The organism is Zwartia hollandica (assembly GCF_019923725.1).
Taxonomy (GTDB): domain Bacteria; phylum Pseudomonadota; class Gammaproteobacteria; order Burkholderiales; family Burkholderiaceae_B; genus Zwartia; species Zwartia hollandica.
This window is the reverse complement of record NZ_JAHXRI010000025.1, coordinates 37,982-59,120: the sequence shown is the minus strand read 5'-3', so window position 1 is coordinate 59,120 and position 21,139 is coordinate 37,982. Positions and strand designations below refer to the sequence as shown.

The 21,139-nt window shown below is 51.3% G+C and carries 21 protein-coding genes and 1 tRNA gene; 11 read left to right on the top strand and 11 right to left on the bottom strand.

Annotated elements, in window-relative coordinates:
• Position 1: 1 nt before the first annotated feature.
• From KZZ10_RS14735 to KZZ10_RS14715, 5 genes are all read right to left on the bottom strand, one after another.
• The gene (locus KZZ10_RS14735) at positions 2-361 is read right to left on the bottom strand and encodes a winged helix DNA-binding protein (protein ID WP_259662300.1); all 360 of its coding nucleotides are present in this window, start codon (positions 359-361) and stop codon (positions 2-4) included.
• Positions 362-505: 144 nt separating this feature from the next.
• Positions 506-582: transfer RNA gene (locus KZZ10_RS14730), tRNA-Arg, on the bottom strand.
• A gap of 35 nt (positions 583-617) precedes the next feature.
• Positions 618-1,574: a Bug family tripartite tricarboxylate transporter substrate binding protein gene (locus KZZ10_RS14725; protein WP_259662432.1), complete on the bottom strand. Its 957-nt coding sequence runs from the start codon at positions 1,572-1,574 to the stop codon at positions 618-620.
• An 88-nt stretch (positions 1,575-1,662) separates the two neighbouring features.
• Entirely contained in the window at positions 1,663-2,409 is a 747-nt protein-coding gene (locus tag KZZ10_RS14720) for a 3-oxoacyl-ACP reductase (protein WP_259662299.1), read from the bottom strand.
• Positions 2,406-4,148: an acetolactate synthase catalytic subunit gene (locus KZZ10_RS14715; RefSeq protein WP_259662298.1), complete on the bottom strand. Its 1,743-nt coding sequence runs from the start codon at positions 4,146-4,148 to the stop codon at positions 2,406-2,408. Before KZZ10_RS14715 ends, KZZ10_RS14720 begins: the two co-directional genes overlap by 4 nt.
• A gap of 111 nt (positions 4,149-4,259) precedes the next feature.
• On the opposite strand from KZZ10_RS14715, the gene KZZ10_RS14710 reads away from it, so the two are divergent.
• Both KZZ10_RS14710 and KZZ10_RS14705 read left to right on the top strand, forming a co-directional pair.
• Positions 4,260-5,657, top strand: coding sequence for a CoA transferase (locus KZZ10_RS14710; protein WP_259662297.1), 1,398 nt, complete (start codon positions 4,260-4,262; stop codon positions 5,655-5,657).
• Positions 5,657-6,508: a DMT family transporter gene (locus KZZ10_RS14705; RefSeq protein ID WP_259662296.1), complete on the top strand. Its 852-nt coding sequence runs from the start codon at positions 5,657-5,659 to the stop codon at positions 6,506-6,508. Before KZZ10_RS14710 ends, KZZ10_RS14705 begins: the two co-directional genes overlap by 1 nt.
• A gap of 32 nt (positions 6,509-6,540) precedes the next feature.
• On the opposite strand, the gene KZZ10_RS14700 is transcribed toward KZZ10_RS14705, so the two are convergent.
• From KZZ10_RS14700 to KZZ10_RS14680, 5 genes are read right to left on the bottom strand one after another with little or no spacing between them, the layout of a single operon-like run.
• Positions 6,541-8,160 (bottom strand): flavin-containing monooxygenase, encoded by a 1,620-nt coding sequence (locus KZZ10_RS14700; protein ID WP_259662295.1) that lies wholly within the window; start codon positions 8,158-8,160, stop codon positions 6,541-6,543.
• 40 nt (positions 8,161-8,200) lie between these two features.
• Complete coding sequence (locus KZZ10_RS14695) at positions 8,201-9,184, bottom strand: Bug family tripartite tricarboxylate transporter substrate binding protein (RefSeq protein ID WP_259662294.1); 984 nt, start codon at positions 9,182-9,184, stop codon at positions 8,201-8,203.
• 14 nt (positions 9,185-9,198) lie between these two features.
• Complete coding sequence (locus tag KZZ10_RS14690; RefSeq protein ID WP_259662293.1) at positions 9,199-9,795, bottom strand: peroxidase-related enzyme; 597 nt, start codon at positions 9,793-9,795, stop codon at positions 9,199-9,201.
• Complete coding sequence (locus tag KZZ10_RS14685; protein ID WP_259662292.1) at positions 9,792-10,307, bottom strand: CMD domain-containing protein; 516 nt, start codon at positions 10,305-10,307, stop codon at positions 9,792-9,794. The genes KZZ10_RS14690 and KZZ10_RS14685 overlap by 4 nt, the downstream gene beginning before the upstream one ends.
• 14 nt (positions 10,308-10,321) lie before the next feature.
• Positions 10,322-11,770 (bottom strand): NAD(P)-binding domain-containing protein, encoded by a 1,449-nt coding sequence (locus KZZ10_RS14680; protein WP_259662291.1) that lies wholly within the window; start codon positions 11,768-11,770, stop codon positions 10,322-10,324.
• Positions 11,771-12,029: 259 nt separating this feature from the next.
• On the opposite strand from KZZ10_RS14680, the gene KZZ10_RS14675 reads away from it, so the two are divergent.
• Positions 12,030-12,923, top strand: coding sequence for a sensor histidine kinase (locus tag KZZ10_RS14675; protein ID WP_259662290.1), 894 nt, complete (start codon positions 12,030-12,032; stop codon positions 12,921-12,923).
• A gap of 27 nt (positions 12,924-12,950) precedes the next feature.
• Here the strand turns inward: KZZ10_RS14675 and KZZ10_RS14670 are convergent, their stop codons facing one another.
• Positions 12,951-13,949 carry a tripartite tricarboxylate transporter substrate binding protein gene (locus KZZ10_RS14670; RefSeq protein WP_259662289.1) on the bottom strand — a complete coding sequence of 333 codons (999 nt, stop codon included), beginning with the start codon at positions 13,947-13,949 and terminating at the stop codon, positions 12,951-12,953.
• A 189-nt stretch (positions 13,950-14,138) separates the two neighbouring features.
• Here KZZ10_RS14670 and KZZ10_RS14665 point away from each other — a divergent pair, with 189 nt between their 5' ends.
• From KZZ10_RS14665 to KZZ10_RS14630, 8 genes are read left to right on the top strand one after another with little or no spacing between them, the layout of a single operon-like run.
• The gene (locus KZZ10_RS14665; RefSeq protein ID WP_259662288.1) at positions 14,139-14,444 is read left to right on the top strand and encodes a DUF4387 domain-containing protein; all 306 of its coding nucleotides are present in this window, start codon (positions 14,139-14,141) and stop codon (positions 14,442-14,444) included.
• Positions 14,441-15,817 carry an acyclic terpene utilization AtuA family protein gene (locus KZZ10_RS14660; RefSeq protein WP_259662287.1) on the top strand — a complete coding sequence of 459 codons (1,377 nt, stop codon included), beginning with the start codon at positions 14,441-14,443 and terminating at the stop codon, positions 15,815-15,817. The genes KZZ10_RS14665 and KZZ10_RS14660 overlap by 4 nt, the downstream gene beginning before the upstream one ends.
• An 18-nt stretch (positions 15,818-15,835) precedes the next feature.
• A complete protein-coding gene (locus KZZ10_RS14655; protein ID WP_259662286.1) occupies positions 15,836-16,504 on the top strand; it encodes a cysteine hydrolase family protein in 669 nt (222 codons plus the stop codon).
• Positions 16,501-17,412 carry an isocitrate lyase/PEP mutase family protein gene (locus tag KZZ10_RS14650; protein WP_259662285.1) on the top strand — a complete coding sequence of 304 codons (912 nt, stop codon included), beginning with the start codon at positions 16,501-16,503 and terminating at the stop codon, positions 17,410-17,412. The genes KZZ10_RS14655 and KZZ10_RS14650 overlap by 4 nt, the downstream gene beginning before the upstream one ends.
• Entirely contained in the window at positions 17,409-18,398 is a 990-nt protein-coding gene (gene dctP, locus KZZ10_RS14645) for a TRAP transporter substrate-binding protein DctP (protein ID WP_259662284.1), read from the top strand. Before KZZ10_RS14650 ends, dctP begins: the two co-directional genes overlap by 4 nt.
• Positions 18,399-18,419: 21 nt before the next feature.
• Positions 18,420-18,953 (top strand): TRAP transporter small permease, encoded by a 534-nt coding sequence (locus KZZ10_RS14640; RefSeq protein WP_259662283.1) that lies wholly within the window; start codon positions 18,420-18,422, stop codon positions 18,951-18,953.
• Positions 18,946-20,232: a TRAP transporter large permease gene (locus tag KZZ10_RS14635; RefSeq protein WP_259662282.1), complete on the top strand. Its 1,287-nt coding sequence runs from the start codon at positions 18,946-18,948 to the stop codon at positions 20,230-20,232. The genes KZZ10_RS14640 and KZZ10_RS14635 overlap by 8 nt, the downstream gene beginning before the upstream one ends.
• Before the next feature lie 9 nt (positions 20,233-20,241).
• Positions 20,242-21,102: a GntR family transcriptional regulator gene (locus KZZ10_RS14630; protein ID WP_259662281.1), complete on the top strand. Its 861-nt coding sequence runs from the start codon at positions 20,242-20,244 to the stop codon at positions 21,100-21,102.
• Positions 21,103-21,139 lie beyond the last annotated feature (37 nt).

Sequence of the window (21,139 nt, the reverse complement as noted above, 5' to 3'; positions counted from 1 at the left end):
ATCAGGTAGGCTGAGCAGCCTTATCGATGGCTTGCCCTAAGGCGACAAAATATTTACGTGCGAGCTCGGTGGGCACGACATACTTAACTCGACTGTCTAACTTATCGACATCAAGTTCAATCATGCCTTTCTTGCGCAAGGTCTTTAAGCGTCGGTGCGCAGTGGTTGCAGAAATCTCTGTGGACAGACCCATTGCCTCGAGCACACTCACTTTTTGCGCATCATGCCACTTAACGCCAAGCATCGTAAGCAACCGCTCTTCCACCGGATCCATGTTCGGGAAGGATGGGATTTGTCGGATTGCCTGCATCAAATGCAAAAACCGCAAATAAGTGACGGAGTATTTGGAGGTATCAGACATACGATCGCAATCCCTAAAAATTGACTAAATCCAACATAGCACGCAAGCCTATCTTACAACACCATTACAAATCTGATGATTTAAACAACATCCAGCTAAAAAGGACAAGGGCTTACAGATCGCTCTGTAAGCCCTTGATTTATATGGCGCGCCCGGCAGGATTCGAACCCACGACCCCTTGGTTCGTAGCCAAGTACTCTATCCAACTGAGCTACGGGCGCAGCAAAGTGCGACAGTATATCAGTTTTTACAGGCGTCAACCGGTGATGCGTGGGATTTTGGCCGCTTTGATTGCGCGACCCATCTCGATATAACCCTTTTCCAAGATATCCAGATACTGTTTTGCGGATAGGGATGCCGGATCGACCCCCATATTCGCTAAACGCGCTGCCAGCGCAGGATCAGCCATCGCGGTCAACGCAGCTTTCTCTAGCGTGTTGACAATTGCGGCCGGAGTCCCCTTCGGGACCGCCAATCCCAGCCAAGAGTCAATTTCCACGTCGTAGCCCTGCTCTTTCATCGTTTTCACGTCAGGCTGCTCAACCCAACGCATTGGACTCGCTGAGGCCAACATACGCAATTTACCTGCCTTGATATGAGGCAAGATGTCGGGGGGGTTTTGAACGATCACCTGAACCTGACCACTTAAGACCGCAGTAACAGCCTCAGCACCAGACTTATAGGAAATATGTTCGAACTTGGCCCCCGTTAAGCGAGACAACTCAAAGATTGCCAAGTTATTCGGTGCAGAGGTCGTCCCAAAAAACAGACCTTGCCCTGACTGTGCCGCCTTCACCAGATCCGCCAAGGTCTTGTAAGGAGAATCTGCATTAACGGCTACACCGTAACGAAAGCGTCCAAAGCCGGCCACGAACTCAAAATCCTTGATGGTGTAAGTTAAGTCCATCAGGTGCGGCATGATCGCGACTGTCGAATATGTCACCACACCAATCTGATAACCATCTGGCTTTTGCCGAGCAATGTAAGCCGGCGTCAGCGTGCCCAGTGCGCCAGGCCTGTTTTGAACGATGATCGGTTTACCAAGGCTCTTTTCCATACCCTGAGCGAGTGCGCGTGAGGCAACATCCGTCGTGCCGCCCGCTCCATAGTTCACGATCAACGACACTTCACGATCAGGGAAGGTCTGTGCCTGGCTATTCCAGCTCAGACCTAAAAACATGACCGCAGTTGCGGCGATGCGAACAGATTTTATTAAGTTATTTTTCATCAAGTCTCCTCACTATCTTTAGTTTTATTAGGATAAAAAATTTAAACCTTACACACTACAAAAATCGCTCACGCTAGGACATAAAGAAACCGCCATTGATATCAATCGTCGCGCCATTAATGAATCCACTGGATTCCGCACATAAAAATGTGATGGCGTCAGCGACTTCCTCTGCAGTGCCTAGGCGTCTGACGGGGATCTGCTCGGCATAGCGTCGATTAACTTCTTCGCCCGCCTGCATAGCCATATCCGTCAAGATACGTCCAGGCGCTACACAATTTGCGGTGATGCCATGAGGACCCATTTCCGAGGCAATAGCACGCATCAAACCCAGCACGCCGGCCTTGGAAGCCATATAGCTGGGCCCGGCAACGATAGACTTTGACCGTCCGGCAAGTGAAGACAGGCTAACAATACGACCAAACTTTTGTGCTTGCATCCCAGGTAAAAAAAGCTGAGAAAGTTGCATCACCGTTGTGAGATTGATCAACAGCACTTTTGACCACTCGTCGAGCGTCACTTCGAGAATACCGCTCGATCGACCATCAGACCGCTTGGGTGAGATACCTGCGTTATTGACCAAGATCGATACCGTGCCCAAGCGCGCCTCAATCTGCTCTTTCAGTCGCGACAAAAACGCAGTGTCACTGACATCACCCGAAAACGCTAAGGCGTTCGCTGAAGAAATCCCGAGTTTGCCTAGATCAAGCGGCAGACGATCCACCATCACGACCTTACATCCTGCTGCAATCAACTTTTGACTTGTTGCCAAGCCAATCCCCTTTGCCGCACCCGTTACTAACGCTATTCGCTGTGTCATTTGACGTTGGCCGTGTAAAACGTAATCGGAGGGAATGCATTTTCATCCGTCATGATCTCGATGAGCGTCGTGAGTTCACTCTTGGTGGCATCCTCAAGTGCCTGCGCGAGCTGCGCGGGATCACTTACCCGCACGCCCAGACAACCACAGCTTCGCGCAATCGCAGCATGATCAACCGGATAAAAATCTACGGCTGAGGTGTGTTCACCGAACTTTACATTTTCAGCGTGCTTTTGATAACCCAGAATACCGTTGTTCAGCAACAGGAGAGTTACCTTGATACCCATTCTGCGGGCCGTCTCTAACTCAGACCAGACATGGCCAAAACCACCGTCTCCAACCAAACAAAACACCTCGGAGTCAGGTCGGGCAACTTTGGCGCCCAACGCCATCGGAAAGCCCCAGCCAAGACCAGCTAGCCCACGAGGCGTAATGAAGCGCATGCCGCTTGCCAACGAGGTCAAACAATTCGCGATCCAGATCGAGGAATAACTAGCATCCGCGACTACGATCGACTGCGCGGTTAAACGCTTCTGCAATTCATGCATCACACGCTCAGGTCGAATAGGCGACTGCGCAGACACCCGCACTGGCTCGGACTCTTTTAGGTAGTTTTCTTTGGCTTTCGCAATACTGCCCACGACCGCAGCGCGCGCGGCTGCACGTGGCTTAAGATCGCACTGCACTAACGCATCCGCCAAGGCGTTAAGCGTCAAGCGCGCATCCCCCACCAGTCGCAGCGCCTCATAGTTTCGACCCACCTCTGTTCCATCAATATCCAAATGGATGAAGGTCGCATCTTTAGGATAGAGCTGCCAGGAGTCCGTGCCGTTTTGATTGGTACGATTGCCGACAAGCAGAACGACATCAGCTTGAGCAACCAAATCACGCTGATAGCGTGTGGCGCCATTTGGACCCATGAAATAGCCCACGACCCCAACCGCTAACGGATGCTGCTCATCGACACCACCCTTGCCCATCACCGTCGTTGCCACTGGCAAATGCGCTTCGTCCATTAACCGAGTGAGTGCCAGATGAGCATGAGATAAGTGCACGCCTCCCCCCGCAATCACAAGCGGACGTTTGGCCTTGGATAACAAGTCTGCAGCACGCAGCACCGACTCCGGAGAGGCTACAACAGGATCTAGCGGAAAATGTCCAAGACTGGCGCGGCGCCCTGTCTCCACGGCGGGCTCCAAGAGCAAATCAGAGGGCAATAACAAGACAACAGGTCCAGGTCGCCCCGAACAGGCCATCGCGAAAGCCTGATCAACATAATCATCTACACGACTTGCATCGCCGACACGCCGCACCCACTTGGCGACCGGACTAAACATGCCGATATGATCAAGATCCTGAAAAGCGTTTTTGTCGTGATGTAGACGGCTCACGTCCTGCACGAGAGCAATCACAGGTATCGATGCCTTCAGGGCTTCACCCAGCGGCGCCACCAACAAGGCTGCCGCGGGGCCGTTCTGTGCAGTCACGACACCGGGCTTGCCAGACACTCTGGCGTAGGCATCGGCCATATAGCCACCCGCATTTTCTGTGCGGTACGCAATCTGCTTGATGCCACCATGCTCTGCTGACAACTGAATCATTGTTGGCAAACTCTGACCAAACGTACAGGTGACGCCGTGACGCTTGAGCGCGCGGATCACCGCATGCGCAACTGTGTTAGGCGTTTTTAATCCGGTCACGGTCAGGGGAGTTGGTGCTGCGTTCGATGAATTGGCCATACAGAAGCTCGCTACGTTGTCTCGGTTAATGTTATTTTTATTTTGATATGGGCCAGTATTGGCGTACATTCTTTTCTTTATACGACACTTTTTTAATATTTGCCCCGCGCAATGTCCACAACTATGGTTGCCCCCTCCGCCCCGACCAATACCGCAGTGAATTTACTTAAGGAAATCTGGGGATCGGTGCATGGCAATGCCTCCGCGACAGACCGACTTTCTTTTGCAGGACACGGGAGTCTGCCCTCCTACTTCGCCGTGACGGAACTTGCAGCAGCCTCAATGGGGGCGACTGGCTTGGCACTTGCAGAGCTCACACAAAGCCTGGATGTGGCTATTGATCGTCGACTTGCGTCACTTTGGTTCAATAAGACAATATCCCCGCTGGGTTGGAAAATTCCACCCGAGCCAGCCTTGGGCCCTGCTGACTACCGCACCCGGGATGGATGGATCCGTTTGCATACGAACGCACCACACCATCGCGATGCAGCGCTGCGGGTCCTTGGCACTCCACAAGACCCCAAGGCTGTTGCTGCGGCAGTTTCCAGTTGGAATTCAACCGAGCTTGAGACTACGATGGTCGCCAACGGTGCATGCGCAGCAGAAATGCGCTCCTGGCAAGACTGGCAACACCACCCACAAGGGCGCGCGGTGTTGGCCGAACCCCTTTTGCACTGGCGCTCCGGATCGACAGCGGCTCCCTCGCCTTGGGCGCCCTCGAGTGCGCGACCCCTGACAGGTATAAAAGTGCTGGATATGACGCGTGTATTGGCAGGCCCAGCCGCAACCCGCCTCTTGGCCGGACTCGGCGCTACTGTCTTGCGCATCGACCCTCCCTGGTGGGATGAACCTTCTGGCGAACCAGAGATGAGTCTTGGTAAACGCTGCACCCGCCTGGATTTGCGAGAAGCGAAAGATCTTGAGCACTGGAAGACACTATTAAGCGAAGCTGATGTCTTTGTGCACGGGTACCGCAGCGATGCCCTCAGTGCGCTCGGCGTCGACGCTGAGCAACGACAGAACATCCGGCCTGGCTTGATTGATGTTTCCCTCGACGCCTATGGCTTTACTGGTCCTTGGAAGCACCGTAGAGGGTTCGACAGCCTTGTGCAAATGAGCATGGGTATCGCCGAGGCGGGGCAACGCCTATCAGGCTCAGACAGGCCATTCCCGTTGCCGGTGCAAGCACTCGACCATGGAACAGGCTATTTGCTCGCGACCGCCATCCTGCGCGCGCTAACAATCCGCGTCGAAACCGGCAAGGGAAGCATCGTGAAGGGCTCACTCGCGCGCACAGGTGCTTTGCTGATGCAAACGCTTGACGCCAAACTGATCGAACGACCTGTCCTCAACCCTATAGAGCCTGCAGATTGGTCAGATACGCTTGAGATCACGCAATGGGGTTCCGCCAAACGACTGAAATGGCCAGTCACGGTGACTGGCGTTGAAATGGCTTGGTCACCTGGGTCAGGCGCTCTAGGACGGCATCGTGCAGCGTGGCAAGATTGATGCACACTACACGCCAAGCAATTCTTCTAACAGTCGCAGCGGTATTCCTCTTCTCCTTACAAGACGGGATTGGCAAATATCTCACAACGTTTCATTCTGCTTTGCTAATTGTATGGAGTCGCTACGCGCTTCAGAGTGTTATTTTTGTTGTGGCGTATGGTCCTAGATACGGCAGAAAACTTATCCAAACAAAACAGCCCAAGTTGCAACTCCTCAGAGGTTTAAGCGCCCTGATTTCAACCATTCTGTTTTTGAGTTCGTTAAAGTATGTTCCGATTGGCGAGGCCACAGCCGTGCTGTTCCTCTCACCGATCATGGTTGTGGTTCTTTCTCACTACTTCTTGAAAGAAAAGACAAACAGATGGCAGTGGTTATCTGTTGTACTTGGCCTGATTGGCGTCGCGCTCGTTGCGCGTCCCACAAGCGCAATATTTACGCCCGCCATTCTCTTGGCACTTGCTAGTGCATTTTTTGTTTCTGTGTATCAAATGCTCACGCGAAAGGTCGTGGCCACAGACTCGTCGGTCGCGAGCAACTTTTTGACTTGTACGATTGCCTCGCTAGCGCTGGGACTTTGGCTGCCCGTTTTCTGGGAGCCCATAAACTGGAGCACCGCGATTCTTTTAGTTGTTCAAGCGATACTAGTGATTATCGGGCACCTGTTTTTAACCAACGCCTTTCAGCGCGCAACGGCAGCGACCTTGGCACCCTTTTCTTATGTCCAGATCCTGTTCGCAAGCGTAATGGGCATCATATTTTTTGGTCACTCACCAGACTCCCTCACATTCTTAGGGATGTCTGTGATTATTGCCAGTGGCGTTCTTCTAGTGTTACGAACGGGCCGAACTTAATCGGCGCCGTCTGCAGACTGAAGCACTGAGGGCTAACGCTCGAACTGAAGTCCGCGATAACCTTCTGCCGCGATCTGATCGCAGATGACGCGATACTTATCGAGCCCAGCTACGTAGGGCATAAACACACGGGGCTTGCCAGGGATGTTTGCCCCCACGTACCAAGAGTTTGCTAATGGATACAGGGTGGAATCACCGACCTCGTTGACATGTTGCACCCATTTCTCCTCGGCGTCGCGATCTGCCTCAATACGACTCAAGCCTTGGCTCTTCACATGTTTCAGTAGATCAGTAATCCAGTCGACGTGCTGCTCAATCGCCGCAATCATGTTGGTCTTGACCGATGGACTGCCCGGCCCCGTAATGATCATCATATTTGGGAAGCCGGCGGTCATGATGCCTAGATATGTTTTAGGCCCATCTACCCACTTGCTGCGCAAATCCGCTTCGCCATCCACCCGAATGTCGATGTCTAGCAGTGCGCCCGTCATGGCGTCGAAGCCGGTCGCAAAGACAATCGCATGGAACGCATACTCTTGCTCGGCTGTCTGTATGCCGTTGGGAGTAATCTGAACAATTGGATTCTTTTTTATATTGACCAGCGTCACGTTCTCGCGGTTGAAAGTCTCGTAATAATCGGTATCAAGCGGCAGGCGCTTCGTGCCGATATAGTGGTCATTCGGGATCAAATCAGCAGCCACCGCAGGATCCTTCACAATCGTACGGATCTTGTCGCGCACAAACTCGCAGACTGTTTCGTTAGCTTCTTTGCTCGTCAGCAAATCCTTATAGGCATACAAGAAGCTGATGTTTCCACCTGTACCCCACTTCTTTTCAAAGCTCGCGAGTCGCGCCTCAGGCGTATCCTCAAGCGCCAGCTTCGTGGGCGGAGGAAATCCGGCAATACCGAACGGAGTCTTCAAGGCTTCTTTACGCCATGCGGAGTACTTTTCTTTATGTGCTTTTACTTCCGCAGGAGTCAACACACGATTGATTGCTGGAACGGAATAGTTTGCAGAGCGCTGAAATACGTGAAGATGTTTCGCTTCTTTGGCAATGATCGGTATCGACTGAATGCCAGAGGCACCCGTGCCAATAATCCCCACGCGCTTACCAGTGAAGTTAACTTTTTCGTGCGGCCATTGACCGGTGTGATACCACTTGCCTTTGAAGGAATCCAAGCCTTTGAAATCAGGCACTCTAGGTAGCGAGAGATTTCCAGAAGCCATAATACAAAACTGAGCCTCAAGCACCTCATTCTTATTCGTTGTTACTTTCCAGGTATTTGAGGCGCGAAAAAATACTGCAGATATAACTCGCGTATTGAATTGAATATCACGCCGCAAATCAAAACGATCTGCAACATGATTGGCGTACTTTAGAATTTCAGGTTGGGTTGCGTAGCGCTCTGGCCACTCCCACTGTTGCTGAAGATCTTCAGAAAAAGAGTAGGAATACTCAAGACTTTCGACATCGCAGCGGGCGCCCGGATATCGATTCCAATACCAAGTCCCCCCAACACCGTCGCCAGCCTCAAGCACGCGAACACGCAAACCCAATTGGCGTAAGCGGTGCAAGGCATACATTCCAGCAAAGCCAGCGCCAATTACGATTACGTCGTAGCGTGATGCACTTGCGGCTGCGTCCGTCATGATGCGTTGTCTCCTTTTATATTTTTATTAAAGTGGATCTTTATTGTGGCTTAATTCCGGCCGCTTTAATCACTATCGCCCACTTATCAAGCTCTGAGGCGAGATGGGATGACAAGTCCTTCGGCGTCCCACCAAGTGGCGTCGCACCAATATCAGCTAGCTTTTTCTGGAATGCGGGGTCTTTCAAGATTTTATTAACTTCGGTGTTCATCCGCGCAATGATCTCTGGCGATGTGCCACGTGGCGCTAACAGAGCAAACCAAGTCGACGACATCAGCTTGGGGTAGCCTAGCTCTGCTGTCGTCGGCACATCAGGCAAAGCAGGCGAACGCGTTGGAGACATCACCGCAAGCGCACTAACCTTACCCGCTTTAACCTGGCCCGCAATACCGGGAATCAGCTGGAACATAAGTTGAATCTCATTGGCAATGAGGTTGGTGGTGGCTGTTCCCGGCGCATTGTAAGGAACATGCACCATCTTTGTCCCTGTCTCACGCATAAACAGTTCACCCGCCAAGTGCATGGAACTACCGATTCCAGTCGAACCAAAGTTCAGTTTTCCCGGATTCGCTTCCGCATAAGCGATAAACTCTTTGACCCCTTTGGGAGGCAATGTCGTATTCAGCACAAGAATGTTTGGCACATCACAGATCAACGCAATCGGATCAAAATCATTCTGTGGATCGTACGCAATCTTTGCATATAAGTTGGCATTGACGGCCAAGGTACCTGCCCAAGAAAACAAAAATCGATAGCCGTCTGGAGCGAATTTAGCTGCGGCTGCCGCACCAATATTACCGTTTGCACCCGGACGGTTATCAATCACGATATTGGTTTTTAGATTAATCGCCAGCTGCTCGGCCAACATACGAGCAATCGTGTCACCCGTTCCACCGCCCCCAGGGGAAGGAACAGTCAACTGAATGGGCTTGCCCGCAGCGGGCCAATCGCTCGTTTGCGCAAATGCTGACGCGGCACAGAATACTGTTGCAAGCGATGTAATAACACGTAGAATTTTTAACATGGCCAACTCTCTAATTAGGAAGATTCTTTGGAGGGAAATACTGGCTCACCCAGATTCAACATCAAGCGATTCGCCCAAGCAAAAATTGCAACAGAGTGAATGAGATCCAGAATCTCGGGGTCAGTTAATCCAGCGTCCTTGAGCTTTTGAATGCTTTGCGCATTTACTTCGCCAGGATTCGCTGTCAACTCGATTGAAAAATCAACGATGGCGCGTTCACGCGGCGTTGTGCCCGCACCTTGCGGCTCGTTGAAGACTTCAATAATGGCTTCCTGCGTCTTAGCCAACTGTTCGAAGCGTTGCGCGTGGACAGACGCACAATATACGCAACCGTTGATACGCGAAACAACCGTCGCACCCAACTCACGCTCGGCACGGGGCATCCCGCCTGGAGCATACATAATCGCGTTGAACGCAACAGACCGCTGTTTCAGAATCTCTGGCTGATGTACTAAAAACAGGTAGTAGTCTGACACCTTCGCTTTGGGGTGACTCTCTTCAAGTACAGCCATCTGCTCAGGTGTTGCCGTATCCAGCGAGACCACATCAAGCCAGGCCTTCCAGCCCAGCGTGTCATTCGTGAAGCCTTTTATATCGATGGGTGCGCTCATGCTGATTTCTCCAGGGCCTTCATCGCCATCAGTCCAGCAACCAATCGCACTTGATAAGACACAAAAGCAATGAGTTGCGCGAGGGTCACCACCTCGGGAGTCGACAGACCCGCCTGAGGCAATGCCAATAATGCTTGGCGGTCTGCCTTCACTGGATCAGTGATTAAGGTGTGCGTAAATTTAAGGATCGTGTGCAGTCTGGGGCTTTGAATATTCTCTAACGCGCCAGCAGACACAAAATCAATAATTTCAGTATCCGCACCTAAACGAATGAGTCGCTCGGCATATTCTTTAGTCAGTTCTGGCGCGGGCGTCAGCACACAGGCAAAGAGTGCCACATAAAGTCGCTCAGTGACAGTCAAGCCATCTAGAGTCGGATCAAACAGACCATTCTCGCTGCCCTGCGTCGCCGCAACGACCTTATCTCGCTGATGACGCACCTGATACGTCTGATCTGCAGTGGTCAGGCCGACCAAGCGATCGACTGTGTCCGTTTGTTTTGCATCAACCATAGTTATTCCTTGAGTTAATTTTTCTTTGGTACTGCTGGTGTCCATTCATCACCAAGTAATTCAGGCTCGTCATAGCGTTGCATGCGAGCATAGTGTTCGTCAATATCTTCGCGATAGAAGTGTGCTGCAATACCCTGAGCAAGCCGTTTAGCGCCATCGCTAATAGCGGGAATATCTCCGGATACGGTCCCATGCGTCAGTGCTGCGGGGTAACAAAAGCAATGAATCCGCTCCAAACCCGGGCACTGTCCCGGATTTTTCTCTTTGAACTCGAACGCAGGTCCCAGATCAGGTGAATCGATCATTTCCTGACCTCCTGGCTCGGATGGTGTGCTTAAGCGCTCGCCCCACGACAAAACGTTCGGTGCGATGGCGGCGTACTCGGGGCGCTTCCACCAGTCAATCATGAAGCCCGTCGAAAAAATCACGAAGTCCAGCGCAAAGGTGCCTTTCGTCGTGTGCACAACAAAGTCTTTGTCGGAGACCTCAAAGCGCTCCAACGCACAGCCAAGGTTAAAGCGCGCGTTCTGAAACTTTGAAACGCGCTGCGTGCTGCCGCGTGGTGGAGGCACTTGCTGGGTACCGAGGTAATGCCGAATACGCCATTTCCATTTTTCAGGAAGACTCATAAAGCCATGCACCATACCGGCGTTGCCTGCGCCTTTACCCTTATTAACACGCGGCAAATCGTCACGACGCACCAGCATATCCACACTCAGCGCACCGGCCTCGAGCGCAGTTGCCGCGCTATCCATCGCAGAAGCGCCTGCCCCAACAACCGCGACACGCTTGCCTTGCAAGCTCGCGTAGTCCATGGCATCAGATGAATGTGCCCAGAACTGACGGGGTAAGGTCTTTGCGATGTCAGGAACATAAGCACCACCAAGACCATCTCTGCCTGTAGCCATGACTAACCTGCGCGCGCATACAATGTGCCGTCCCTCAGGCGTATTGATCTCTAGCTCAACGCACTGATCGCTGCGTGGCGAGACGCGGATGACGTCGTGCTCGTTGCGAATATCAAGTGACATCACGCGACGATACCAACGTAAGTAGTCCATCCATTGCGTGCGTGGGATTTTGTCTAGCGCATCCCATTGCTCGCGGCCAAACTGGGCCTCGAACCAAGCGCGAAACGTTAAGGCTGGCAATCCGAGCGCAGGGCCTGTGAGTTGCTTCGGAGAACGCAGAGTTTCCATACGGGCAGTCGTTACCCAAGGTCCTTCAGAGCCCGCAGGCGACCGATCAAAGATAACCGCCTGCACACCAACCATCCGCAAGGCTGCCGCAGAAGCCATGCCAGCCATACCACCGCCAATGATGGCAACCTCGAGCAAAGGCTGTCCGTCCTGTGAGCGCTCAACCACCCAGCGTTTAGCTGGCAACTCAAGCCAAGCCAAATCTTCTTTTAAACGTACTTCAAGAGCAGCCAATCCGGCTGCACCTCTCTGGGTAGTCGACATAGATACGTTGCTTCACAAAGGGGATGGACCAGATCGACCGGTCAAATACATGCTTAGCTTACCGCAGGTTACCTCCTCTGTCCGCCCGACAACACGGAAGAAATGCGTCCTACGTACCGCGGTAGTGACCACCAAAAGTGTCTAAGGTCGGGACGCGAGAGATGCAGAGACATTTTTTGTACTGTACGTTTCGGTTGACGGAAGGTGATGTGGACGCTACATTCTCTTGGACAGAGCAACCCTGCGGTATCGTCGCATTTTGAAAATCCCAGTCAATCAAAAAATCTTGCTTGTCACAGTCCTAGCTTGCCTCACTCTTGTGGGGATGCTCGGCCTAATCGTGCAACTTCAAGTACACGATTCGCTCTCGTTGGATTGGGTCTTCGAGCAGGACAACCAAAAAGCTATTAGATTAGGCGTCGCAGTTACGTTAGGTTTAATCGCAATTCTCGCTGTCTCGATCAATCACCTGAGCAGAACGCCCATCACAGCCCTACGTACAATGCAAGACGACCGCTCCGAGCAAGCGACGGCTGTTAACGTAAAACGGCAATTGACGAGCTATTCTGCAAGGGAACTCGAACGCAAGACAGCCAATCTTCGCGCCAATATTGATCGGCTTGCCATCAAGAACGATTCAGAGAGCGAATCAGCTAGGCAGGGACTACAAGACAGTATTTATTCTGACCTGTCCCAATTAGAGCAGCTCAGCGCTGATCTAAAAAGGATCGCGCAAGACGATAAAGAATTGCCCTCACAACACATCGACAACGTTGATTTTCCAGAGCTACTCGCAGGTACGCTATCGGCTTTCTATCCGCAATTCAATGCGCGCGGAGCGCAAGTTGCGATGAAACGTTGTGGTACATCGATAGTGCGGGCTAACGAAAAGCAGCTACAGCAAGTGTTGAACATACTGATTCATGCCGCGCTTGAGAGCATTCAAGAGAACGACGAAGTCACTCTCCATTGCGAGCGAACCTTGGTTGCCGTCTCATTGCGCTTACATCACTCTAACTTGCAATGCCCTGGAGAAGATCTAGACCTGTGCAAGAGCATTATCGACTTGTACCAAGGCTTCCTCTCGGCTCACGTCTCAAGCGACGGAGGTCTGGAAATCGTCATCATGCTACCTCTACAAAAAACAGCATGATGACGAAACCTGGGCGGTTAATTCACCTCACTTAATCGAAAGACCGCGGCTCTTGGCCACTGCACCCCAACGAGCGATTTCGCTCTTGAGCAAGGCGCCGAACTCCTCAGGCGTCAACGCAGCTGCAGTCAAGCCGTCACTGGTCAAGGTTTTTTCCATTTCTTTGTCTTGTAAGACTTGGTTGATGGCCTTGTTCAGTTTCTGCTGGATCGCAACAGGTACTCCTTTCGGAGCAATAATGCCGTGCCAATTGGTCACTTCGTACTGAGGGTAACCCGCTTCCTTCACCGTGGGAACATCAGGTAAGGCAGCAAGACGCGCCGGAGTCGTCACCGCAAGCGCTTTCAGCTGATTTGACTTGACCAAAGGCAGAGTCGAAGCGACCGTTCCAAACACGATGTTCGTGTGACCAGCAACCGTGTCAGTCAAAGCAGGTGATGTACCTTTGTAGGGAACATGCAAAAGTTTGATCCCAGCAATCTCATTGAAGTACTCAGTCGCTAACTGGGTGATGCTTCCAGTGCCAGAAGTAGCATAGCTGTATTTACCTGGGCTGGCCTTAGCGAGCTCCACCAACTCCTTCAACGTTTTTACCGGAAAGTCTTTGTTGGTCGTGATGATGAACGGACCGCGTGCAAGCAGCGCGATTGGCGTCATATCAGTGCCAGAGTCAAAAGGCAGCTTATAAAAACTGGGGTTCACGGTGTAGCTCGCTGCCGACAAGAACAGCGTGTATCCATCTGGTGGGGATTTGAGTGCAATTTCAGCGCCCAAGTTACTGCCAGCACCAGGCTTGTTCTCTACGATAACCGGCTGCCCAAGCACGGGGGCCAACTTCACGGCCACGAGACGCGCGATCAAGTCAGAGCCTCCGCCGGGAGCGAAACCTACGATCAGCCGGATGGGCTTGTTTGGATAGTCAGCTTGGGCAACTGCTGAAGAACCAACAAGCGAGAGTCCTGCGACAAGACCCGTCAATACGGAGAGTTTGGCTACTTTTGCAAAGTGGCGAACAGAGCGAATCATAAAGGTTTCCTTGAAGTGTTTGAATCTGATCCAAACAATACAACGACCCCACTGAGATTACTAGCCCCGTTGACAAACCTCGCTTTTACTTGACAGCTTGTTATAACAAGATAACACTACCCCAGAGATTAATGAAATCTACCGCCAGAAGAAAAACCGAGCAACGAACACTTTATTAGATGAATAAAAATGACTCAACTTCAGGACCTCGCCACTGTCATCCGCAGTAAAAATGCCGGCCCGCTCACCCTGTCACTTGATTTAATGTTCCCGAGTGAGGAGAGCTATCGAATCGCCCTACGCTCGAGCTCACTCACACCCGAAGCGATTGGACGCCTGTACGACACAGCCCCCGAAAAAATCTCAGTGACTTCTTATGATGCTGCGCGAGCAATCAAAATCGCCATGCCTCGCAAAATCGTATCAGGTTCGCCAGGCGACCGGGATGTATACGGAGCCCAACAACACGTCCCTCTTCTTGGATTAGAGCTATGAGCGCAGTTCAGGCACTTCTAAAACGTCGCCCCAGCACGTTACGCGTGTTGTCTGCATCGGGTCAGCTGGGCTACGGCATACCGCATAAAGCACTTGCCGCGGGTCTCGCTCGAAATCCCGATTTCATCGGCTGTGACATGGGATCCGTAGATCCGGGCCCCGCCTATCTTGGGTCTGGCGAAATGGCCACAAGCCCGGCCGTAACGAGAGGCGATCTCGCTGCTGTCCTGACTGCAGCACGACGCCTCAATATCCCTCTCATCATAGGGACTGCAGGTACCTCAGGTGCCGGACCACACCTTGATGCCACACTCGACATGATTCGCTCAATCGCAGCGGAACATAACCTACATTTTCGTCTCGCCTCCATTCGGGCGGACCTCAAAGCAGATCGGGTCATTCAAGCCTTAGAGGCAAACACACTGGTCCCACTCGGAGGAGATCTTTCCGTCTCGGCACAGGACTTGAGAGCAAGCACCCATATTGTCGGGCAAATGGGCTGCGCTCCGTTTGAGCAGGCACTCGCCCTTGAGCCGGACGTCATTATTGCGGGGCGAGCCTGTGACACAGCCGTTTTTGCCTCGATACCTAAAATGTTGGGCTTCAACATGGCAAACGTCATGCACATGGCGAAGATTATTGAGTGCACCTCAATTTGCTGTGAGCCAGGTGGTCGCGATGCGATGCTCGCGACCCTTGATGCCAAGGGCTTTGAGCTAGAAAGCATGAACCCGGAACGTCGTGCAACACCTCTATCTGTGGCGGCACACAGCTTGTATGAACAAGCTGATCCCGTAAGCTTCACAGAGCCAGACGGCACACTCAAGGTGGATACAGCGACGTACCGGGCGCTAGATGATCGACGGACTTACGTATCGGGCGCGACCTGGCAAGACGCAACCCATACGACCATCAAAGTCGAGGCAAGCATGCTTGTTGGCCATCGAGCTGTCTTACTGGCTGGCACGGCAGATCCTAAGGTGATTCAACGGCTTCCTGAGTTAATTGCCACGGTCGAATCAACCACTCGTGCACTCGTCCCTGGCGAATACCAAATCTACCCAAGGCTGTATGGCATAGACGGTGTATATCCGCAGCAGAATAGGAATGTATCAACGCCCGTACGCGAATCATTTATTCTCATAGAGGTCATTGCGCAAACTCCAGACCTGGCACTTGCGGCCGCCAAGACCTTCAAGCAGTTCTTACTACACCAGGGCTTTAATGGCCGCCAGTGCACAGGTGGCAATCTTGCATTTCCCTTCACTCCACCAGAACTTGCGGCGGGGAAAGCATATCGATTTTCCGCATATCACGTGATGCCCGCTGCAGATCATCGCGACCTGTTCCCAGTCACTATCGAAACGCTTTAGTTTAGACATCAGAAAGCCATGAAAAAAATTCTAGATCGTGAAGTGCTCGACACATTAGATGAGCTCGTTGATCCTCGATGGACAGCTGTCGTTGTGATCGATATTCAGAATGACTTTTGCAGCACAAAAGGGCATTTTGCAAAGTACGGTAAAGACGTCGCACGCATGGAGCCAGCCGTCAAAAAAATGGTTTCATTCGTCAAGGCGGCTCAGAACCTCGGAATGAGAACAATATTTTTGCGGCAGGCCTCCCTGCCTGATGGACGCATGGACTCGCCCGCTTGGCTTAGATTTAAAACGAGAGACGGTAAAGCCCCCGACTACACGAAACCAGGAACATGGGGGTGGGAATTTGTTGATGGACTTGACGTTCGCGCAGAAGATTGGGTCGTCGAAAAGTTTAGACCGGATGGCTTTGTTGGCACAAACTTAGATCACATTCTACGCACGCAAGGTATCCAGAGCGTCATTCTTCTAGGCACGACTACCGAAGGATGTGTGGAATCGACAGTTCGGTCCGCCTCTTATCACGACTATTACGTTGTGGTGCTAGAGGATGCCGTTGCAACACCCAACGCAAAGCTCCATGAAGGCTCTATAAATTTTTTCAAAGCAAGATATCCGACTCACACCTGTGAAGAAGTTCTTGCCGCAATCACTTTAGCAAAGCAAAAAGGTAAAACATGAAAGAGATGCCACTATCGCTGGGCATTCACAGCGGAAAAAATGCAACGCTTCGCGCCATGTTGGCATCAAAGAAACTATTGATCGCTCCAGGCGTTTTCGACTGCCTCACAGCAAGACTTGCTGAACAAGCAGGGGCAAAAGCCTTGTACATGACGGGCTCAGGAGTCTCCATCACACGCCTCGGAGCCCCAGACATTGCACTGCTCTCCTTTGCTGAGATTCTTGACCAAGCAAAACGCATCTGTGATGTGACTAAATTACCTCTAATTGCCGATGCAGATACTGGCTATGGCGGTCCATTAAACATTATGCGCACCGTCAGAGAGATGGAGCGCGCTGGCGTGAGTGGGATTCAGATTGAAGACCAGGATTGGCCAAAGCGTTGCGGACATGAACCAGGTCGACGAATCGTTTCTATAAAGGAAATGGTCGGTCGCATTCGTGCCGCAGTTGATACGCGTCAAGACGAACAAACGGTCATTGTCGCGCGCACTGACGCGCGCTCAAGCGAGGGCATTCAAGCTGCAATCGAACGCGCCAACCTCTATGCAGAGGCCGGAGCGGACGTCGCGTTCGTCGAATCACCAGAAAGCGTGGACGAAATGCGTCTACTCAATCAGGCGATTCAAACACCCACTCTTGCCAATCAAGTGGAAGGCGGCAGAACACCGATGCTTCCCGCCAAAGAGCTCGAAGTACTGGGGTATGGATTGGCGATCTATCCAAATTCAATCACTCGTGTTTTTGCATCAATTGGAAATACCTTATATACGGAGTTACTAAAGACAGGATCCACAAAATCCATGTCGAATCAAATGCTTGACCACCGTGGGTTATGGAATCTTTTTGAATATCCTGCTTTCATTGAACTAGAAAACAACTACACCTCTAAGGACGACATGAAATGAAAACGAAACTCAGTACTATGTTTATGGCCTTGACGATTAGCTTGGCCGCCAACTCTAGCAGTCACGCACAAGCCACCTCGTGGAATGCATACACGTTTGGACCTTCTGAAGCTCTCGCAAACGTTCAGGGGTTGAAACGCATCATCACCGCCATCGAAAAAGACACGAATGGCGAAGTAAAAATAAAGCTGAACTTGGCTGGATCACTTCCAATTCAGTCCTCTGATATTACTCAGGCAACTGGTGAAGGAACCGTTCAATTTGGTGATGACGGATTTTTCCTGGGCGCAGTGCCAATAGCAGGCGTTCTAAGACTCCCAATGTTGATCAGCAGCAGGGAAGAGTTCGATAAGGCCGAAAAGATCATGCGGCCCTATATCGACAGAGCGTTTGCAAAGCAAGATGTTGTCGTGTTGGGGCGCTTTGTATTTCCGTTTCAAGTGGCCTTCACGACAAAGAAACTGGGGAATCTCGAAGAGTTTTCTGGACAGAAATTTAGAGTCACTTCACCCGAACAAGCTGAATTCGTTAAGCGTTTTGGTGGCGTCCCTATCACTTTAGGCGCTCCTGAGGTACCCCCTTCACTTCAGCGCGGCACGATCGATGGTGTGTTCACCGCTAGTGCGGGTGGCGGAAAAATTTGGGGTGACTTGCTTAAATACAACTACCGCTTAGGAGTCAACTACTTCGACGGTGTCTATATCGTAAACAAAAAGGCTTTTGATAAGCTGTCAGCCACAAATCAACAAAAAATCCGAGATGCAGTGCAACGTTTAGCTCCTTCCACAACGGATCAACTGGGCAAGGAAGAAGCCGAGGTGACACAAACATTAAAAGCCAAAGGGATGGTCATTAACGAAGCGACGCCCGAGCAAATTGCTGCTGCCACAAAGAAAATGGCACCTTACTGGGAGGATTGGGCAAAACAGCGCGGTCCTGAAGCGATCGAAGCATTGAAGAAAGTTCGCGCAGCGCTAAACAAATAACCCAGTCCGAAAGGAATGCCTGTGAATGCCAGCATCGACGAGAGCCGATTTGCAAGTCTAGTGAGAAAGCTAACGAACCTGCAGCTCATTATTTGTGAGCTTGTACTCGGTACGCTAGCAGTCTGTATTTCGGTAGACGCGCTTTTGCGCTGGTCGGTCAATTGGTCAATCCTGGTTGTAGACGAGCTTGGCGGCTATGCCTTAGTTTGCCTTGCTTTTTTTGGCTTCTCGATAGCGCTACACGAAAAAGCTCTTTTTCGTGTAGACGCTTTCTACGATTGGTTATCACCCATCAATCGGGCAAGATATCAATTGGTCTTCGATATACTCACACTCGCATTCATGCTTTTGCTGCTCTGGCACTTTTGGGGTCTCGTCACGCGATCCCATGCAAAAGAGATCTCTGCCCTGACAATACTGCGGACACCACTTTGGATACCTCAACTCCTAATGGTTGTCGGAGCACTCTCCACCACTCTTGTTCTTGTGGTGCACATTATCAACGACTACAAGTTGCTGTTTAAGACCGACAGAAAAGAGGTCTTAAATGGATAGCGCAACGATCCCCCTCTTACTTCTTTTTCTTGGACTTCTTGTTTCAGGGATGTGGATCCCATTTGCTGTCGGAATTGCGGCTCTCGCCTACCTCATACATGCCGGTGGCGTGCCAAGCCTCACCTCCCTAGGCTTGGTGAGCTGGGGAAGCATGAACAGTTTCACCTTGACGGCAATCCCCTTATTCATACTCATGGCAGAGATTCTTCTTGAAAGCGGCTTAAGCCAGAGAATTTTCCGGGGTCTCTCTCAAGTCGTACGCTTTTTACCTGGCGGACTTCTACAAACGAATATCGCTGGTTGTGCAGTCTTTGCGGCAGTGAGTGGCTCAAGCGTAGCTTGCGCAGCCTCTATCGGAACAGTGTCCGTCCCTCAGCTTCGGCAGCGAGGCTACGACATGTCTCTCGCCGCTGGGACCTTGGCGGCGGGCGGCACTCTGGGAATTCTGATTCCACCATCAATCGCGATGATCGTTTACGGCACGTTCGCCGAAACATCGATTGCCAAGTTGTTTTTGGCAGGCATTGTCCCGGGCTTAATCCTGACCGGACTCTTTATGCTCTACATTGGCATACGCGCTGTCCTTAATCCCACCCTAGCGCCCAAGGACAACTCCGGATCAACCACGGCATGGCTTGCCGTAGTGAATGATGTCATGCCATTTGGCGTGATGATCATCTTATTGATGGGAAGTCTATACAGCGGGATCGTGACTCCAACAGAAGCCGCCGCACTTGGATGCTGTATCGCTTGGTTAGTCTCCAAGATCTGGGGCGATATGTCGTTTTCGACGCTTCGCCGTGCCATGCGGAAGTCAGTCATTGCAACAGGATCTATCCTGTTTGTCGTATATGCGGCTTTTTTGTTTTCCTATGCAATTGGCATGGCTGGAATTGCAAAGGAGATATCAGAGGGAGTCACACAAGCAGGCATTTCAAAAGAAATGTTTCTGCTTTTTGTCATTCTAGCGTTGACGATTCTTGGCTGTTTTGTAGATAGCATGGGCATGATGGTTATTACCGTGCCCATTCTTTTGCCCTCACTACATGTCTACAACATTGATCCTATATGGTTTGGTATCTTAATTGTTCTTTTAGTTGAACTAGGTCAGGTCACACCTCCAATGGGCATGAATCTATTTGTGATAAAGAATATTTCGGGTGAATCACTCAGCAGTGTTATCAAGGGAACCATGCCCTTCTACGGACTTTATCTATTATTGATGGCGCTCATTTATTTCTTCCCACAGATTGTTCTTTGGCTTCCTGGGCTCACATAATCACTACATATGAAATGGTCTAACTTCAATGTAAGTAAGTCTCTACCAACGCCGCTCTACCACCAAATTTACTCTCACCTACGAGACTGCATTCAAAACGGTATTTTCCCGCCAGGCAGCTTGTTCCCGAGTGAGAGTCAGATCGAGAAAGAGCTTAATGTCTCCCGCATCACAGCGCGTCGCGCGATGGATGAACTCTCTGCGCGAGGCCTAATTAGTCGTCAACAAGGCAAGGCCTCTCGTGTAGCCGCCTATCGGCCGAGCACCCACCTATTAGCCGGTGTTGAGGGCATGATTGAAAACAATCGTAGGATGGGTGACTCGACAACAGTCGAGCTTCTGTCCCACGAGACGATCGCCGCTACTGAAGATGTCGCGCGGACGCTGAAAGTAAAACGAGGTGAACCTGTCTTATGGTCAGTGCGCGTTAGAAGCTTAGATGGCGTGCCGTTCTCTTACGCCGTCACTTATCTGCCACAAGTGGTCACGCGACAAATCAAGACGGAGCAAATGTCGGCCAAACCCTTGCTAGAACTGCTGGAAGGAGCGGGCATTGTTATTGGTAGAGCGGAACAGGTGATCAGTGCAAAAAACGCAACGGCAGCGGTAGCACGCGCCCTGCACATCGAACGTGGCGAAGCACTTCTGGTATCTGAAAGGGTTGTTTATGACCTAGCAGACCGACCGGTCGAATGGATCTCCGTTCAATATCGTCCAGATATCTACCAATATGGTGTAGACCTTGAACGTACACAGTCAGCGAAGGGGAATGTGTGGTCCACATCAAAAGGTAAAAGGTCCACTAAAAGTATTCACAAACCCACAACCGCAGGAGCAAAAAAAAGGACAATTCGTGGCGAATTGTCCTGAAATTAGATTCGTAAAAATTGCTCTATCTTTTTTCTAG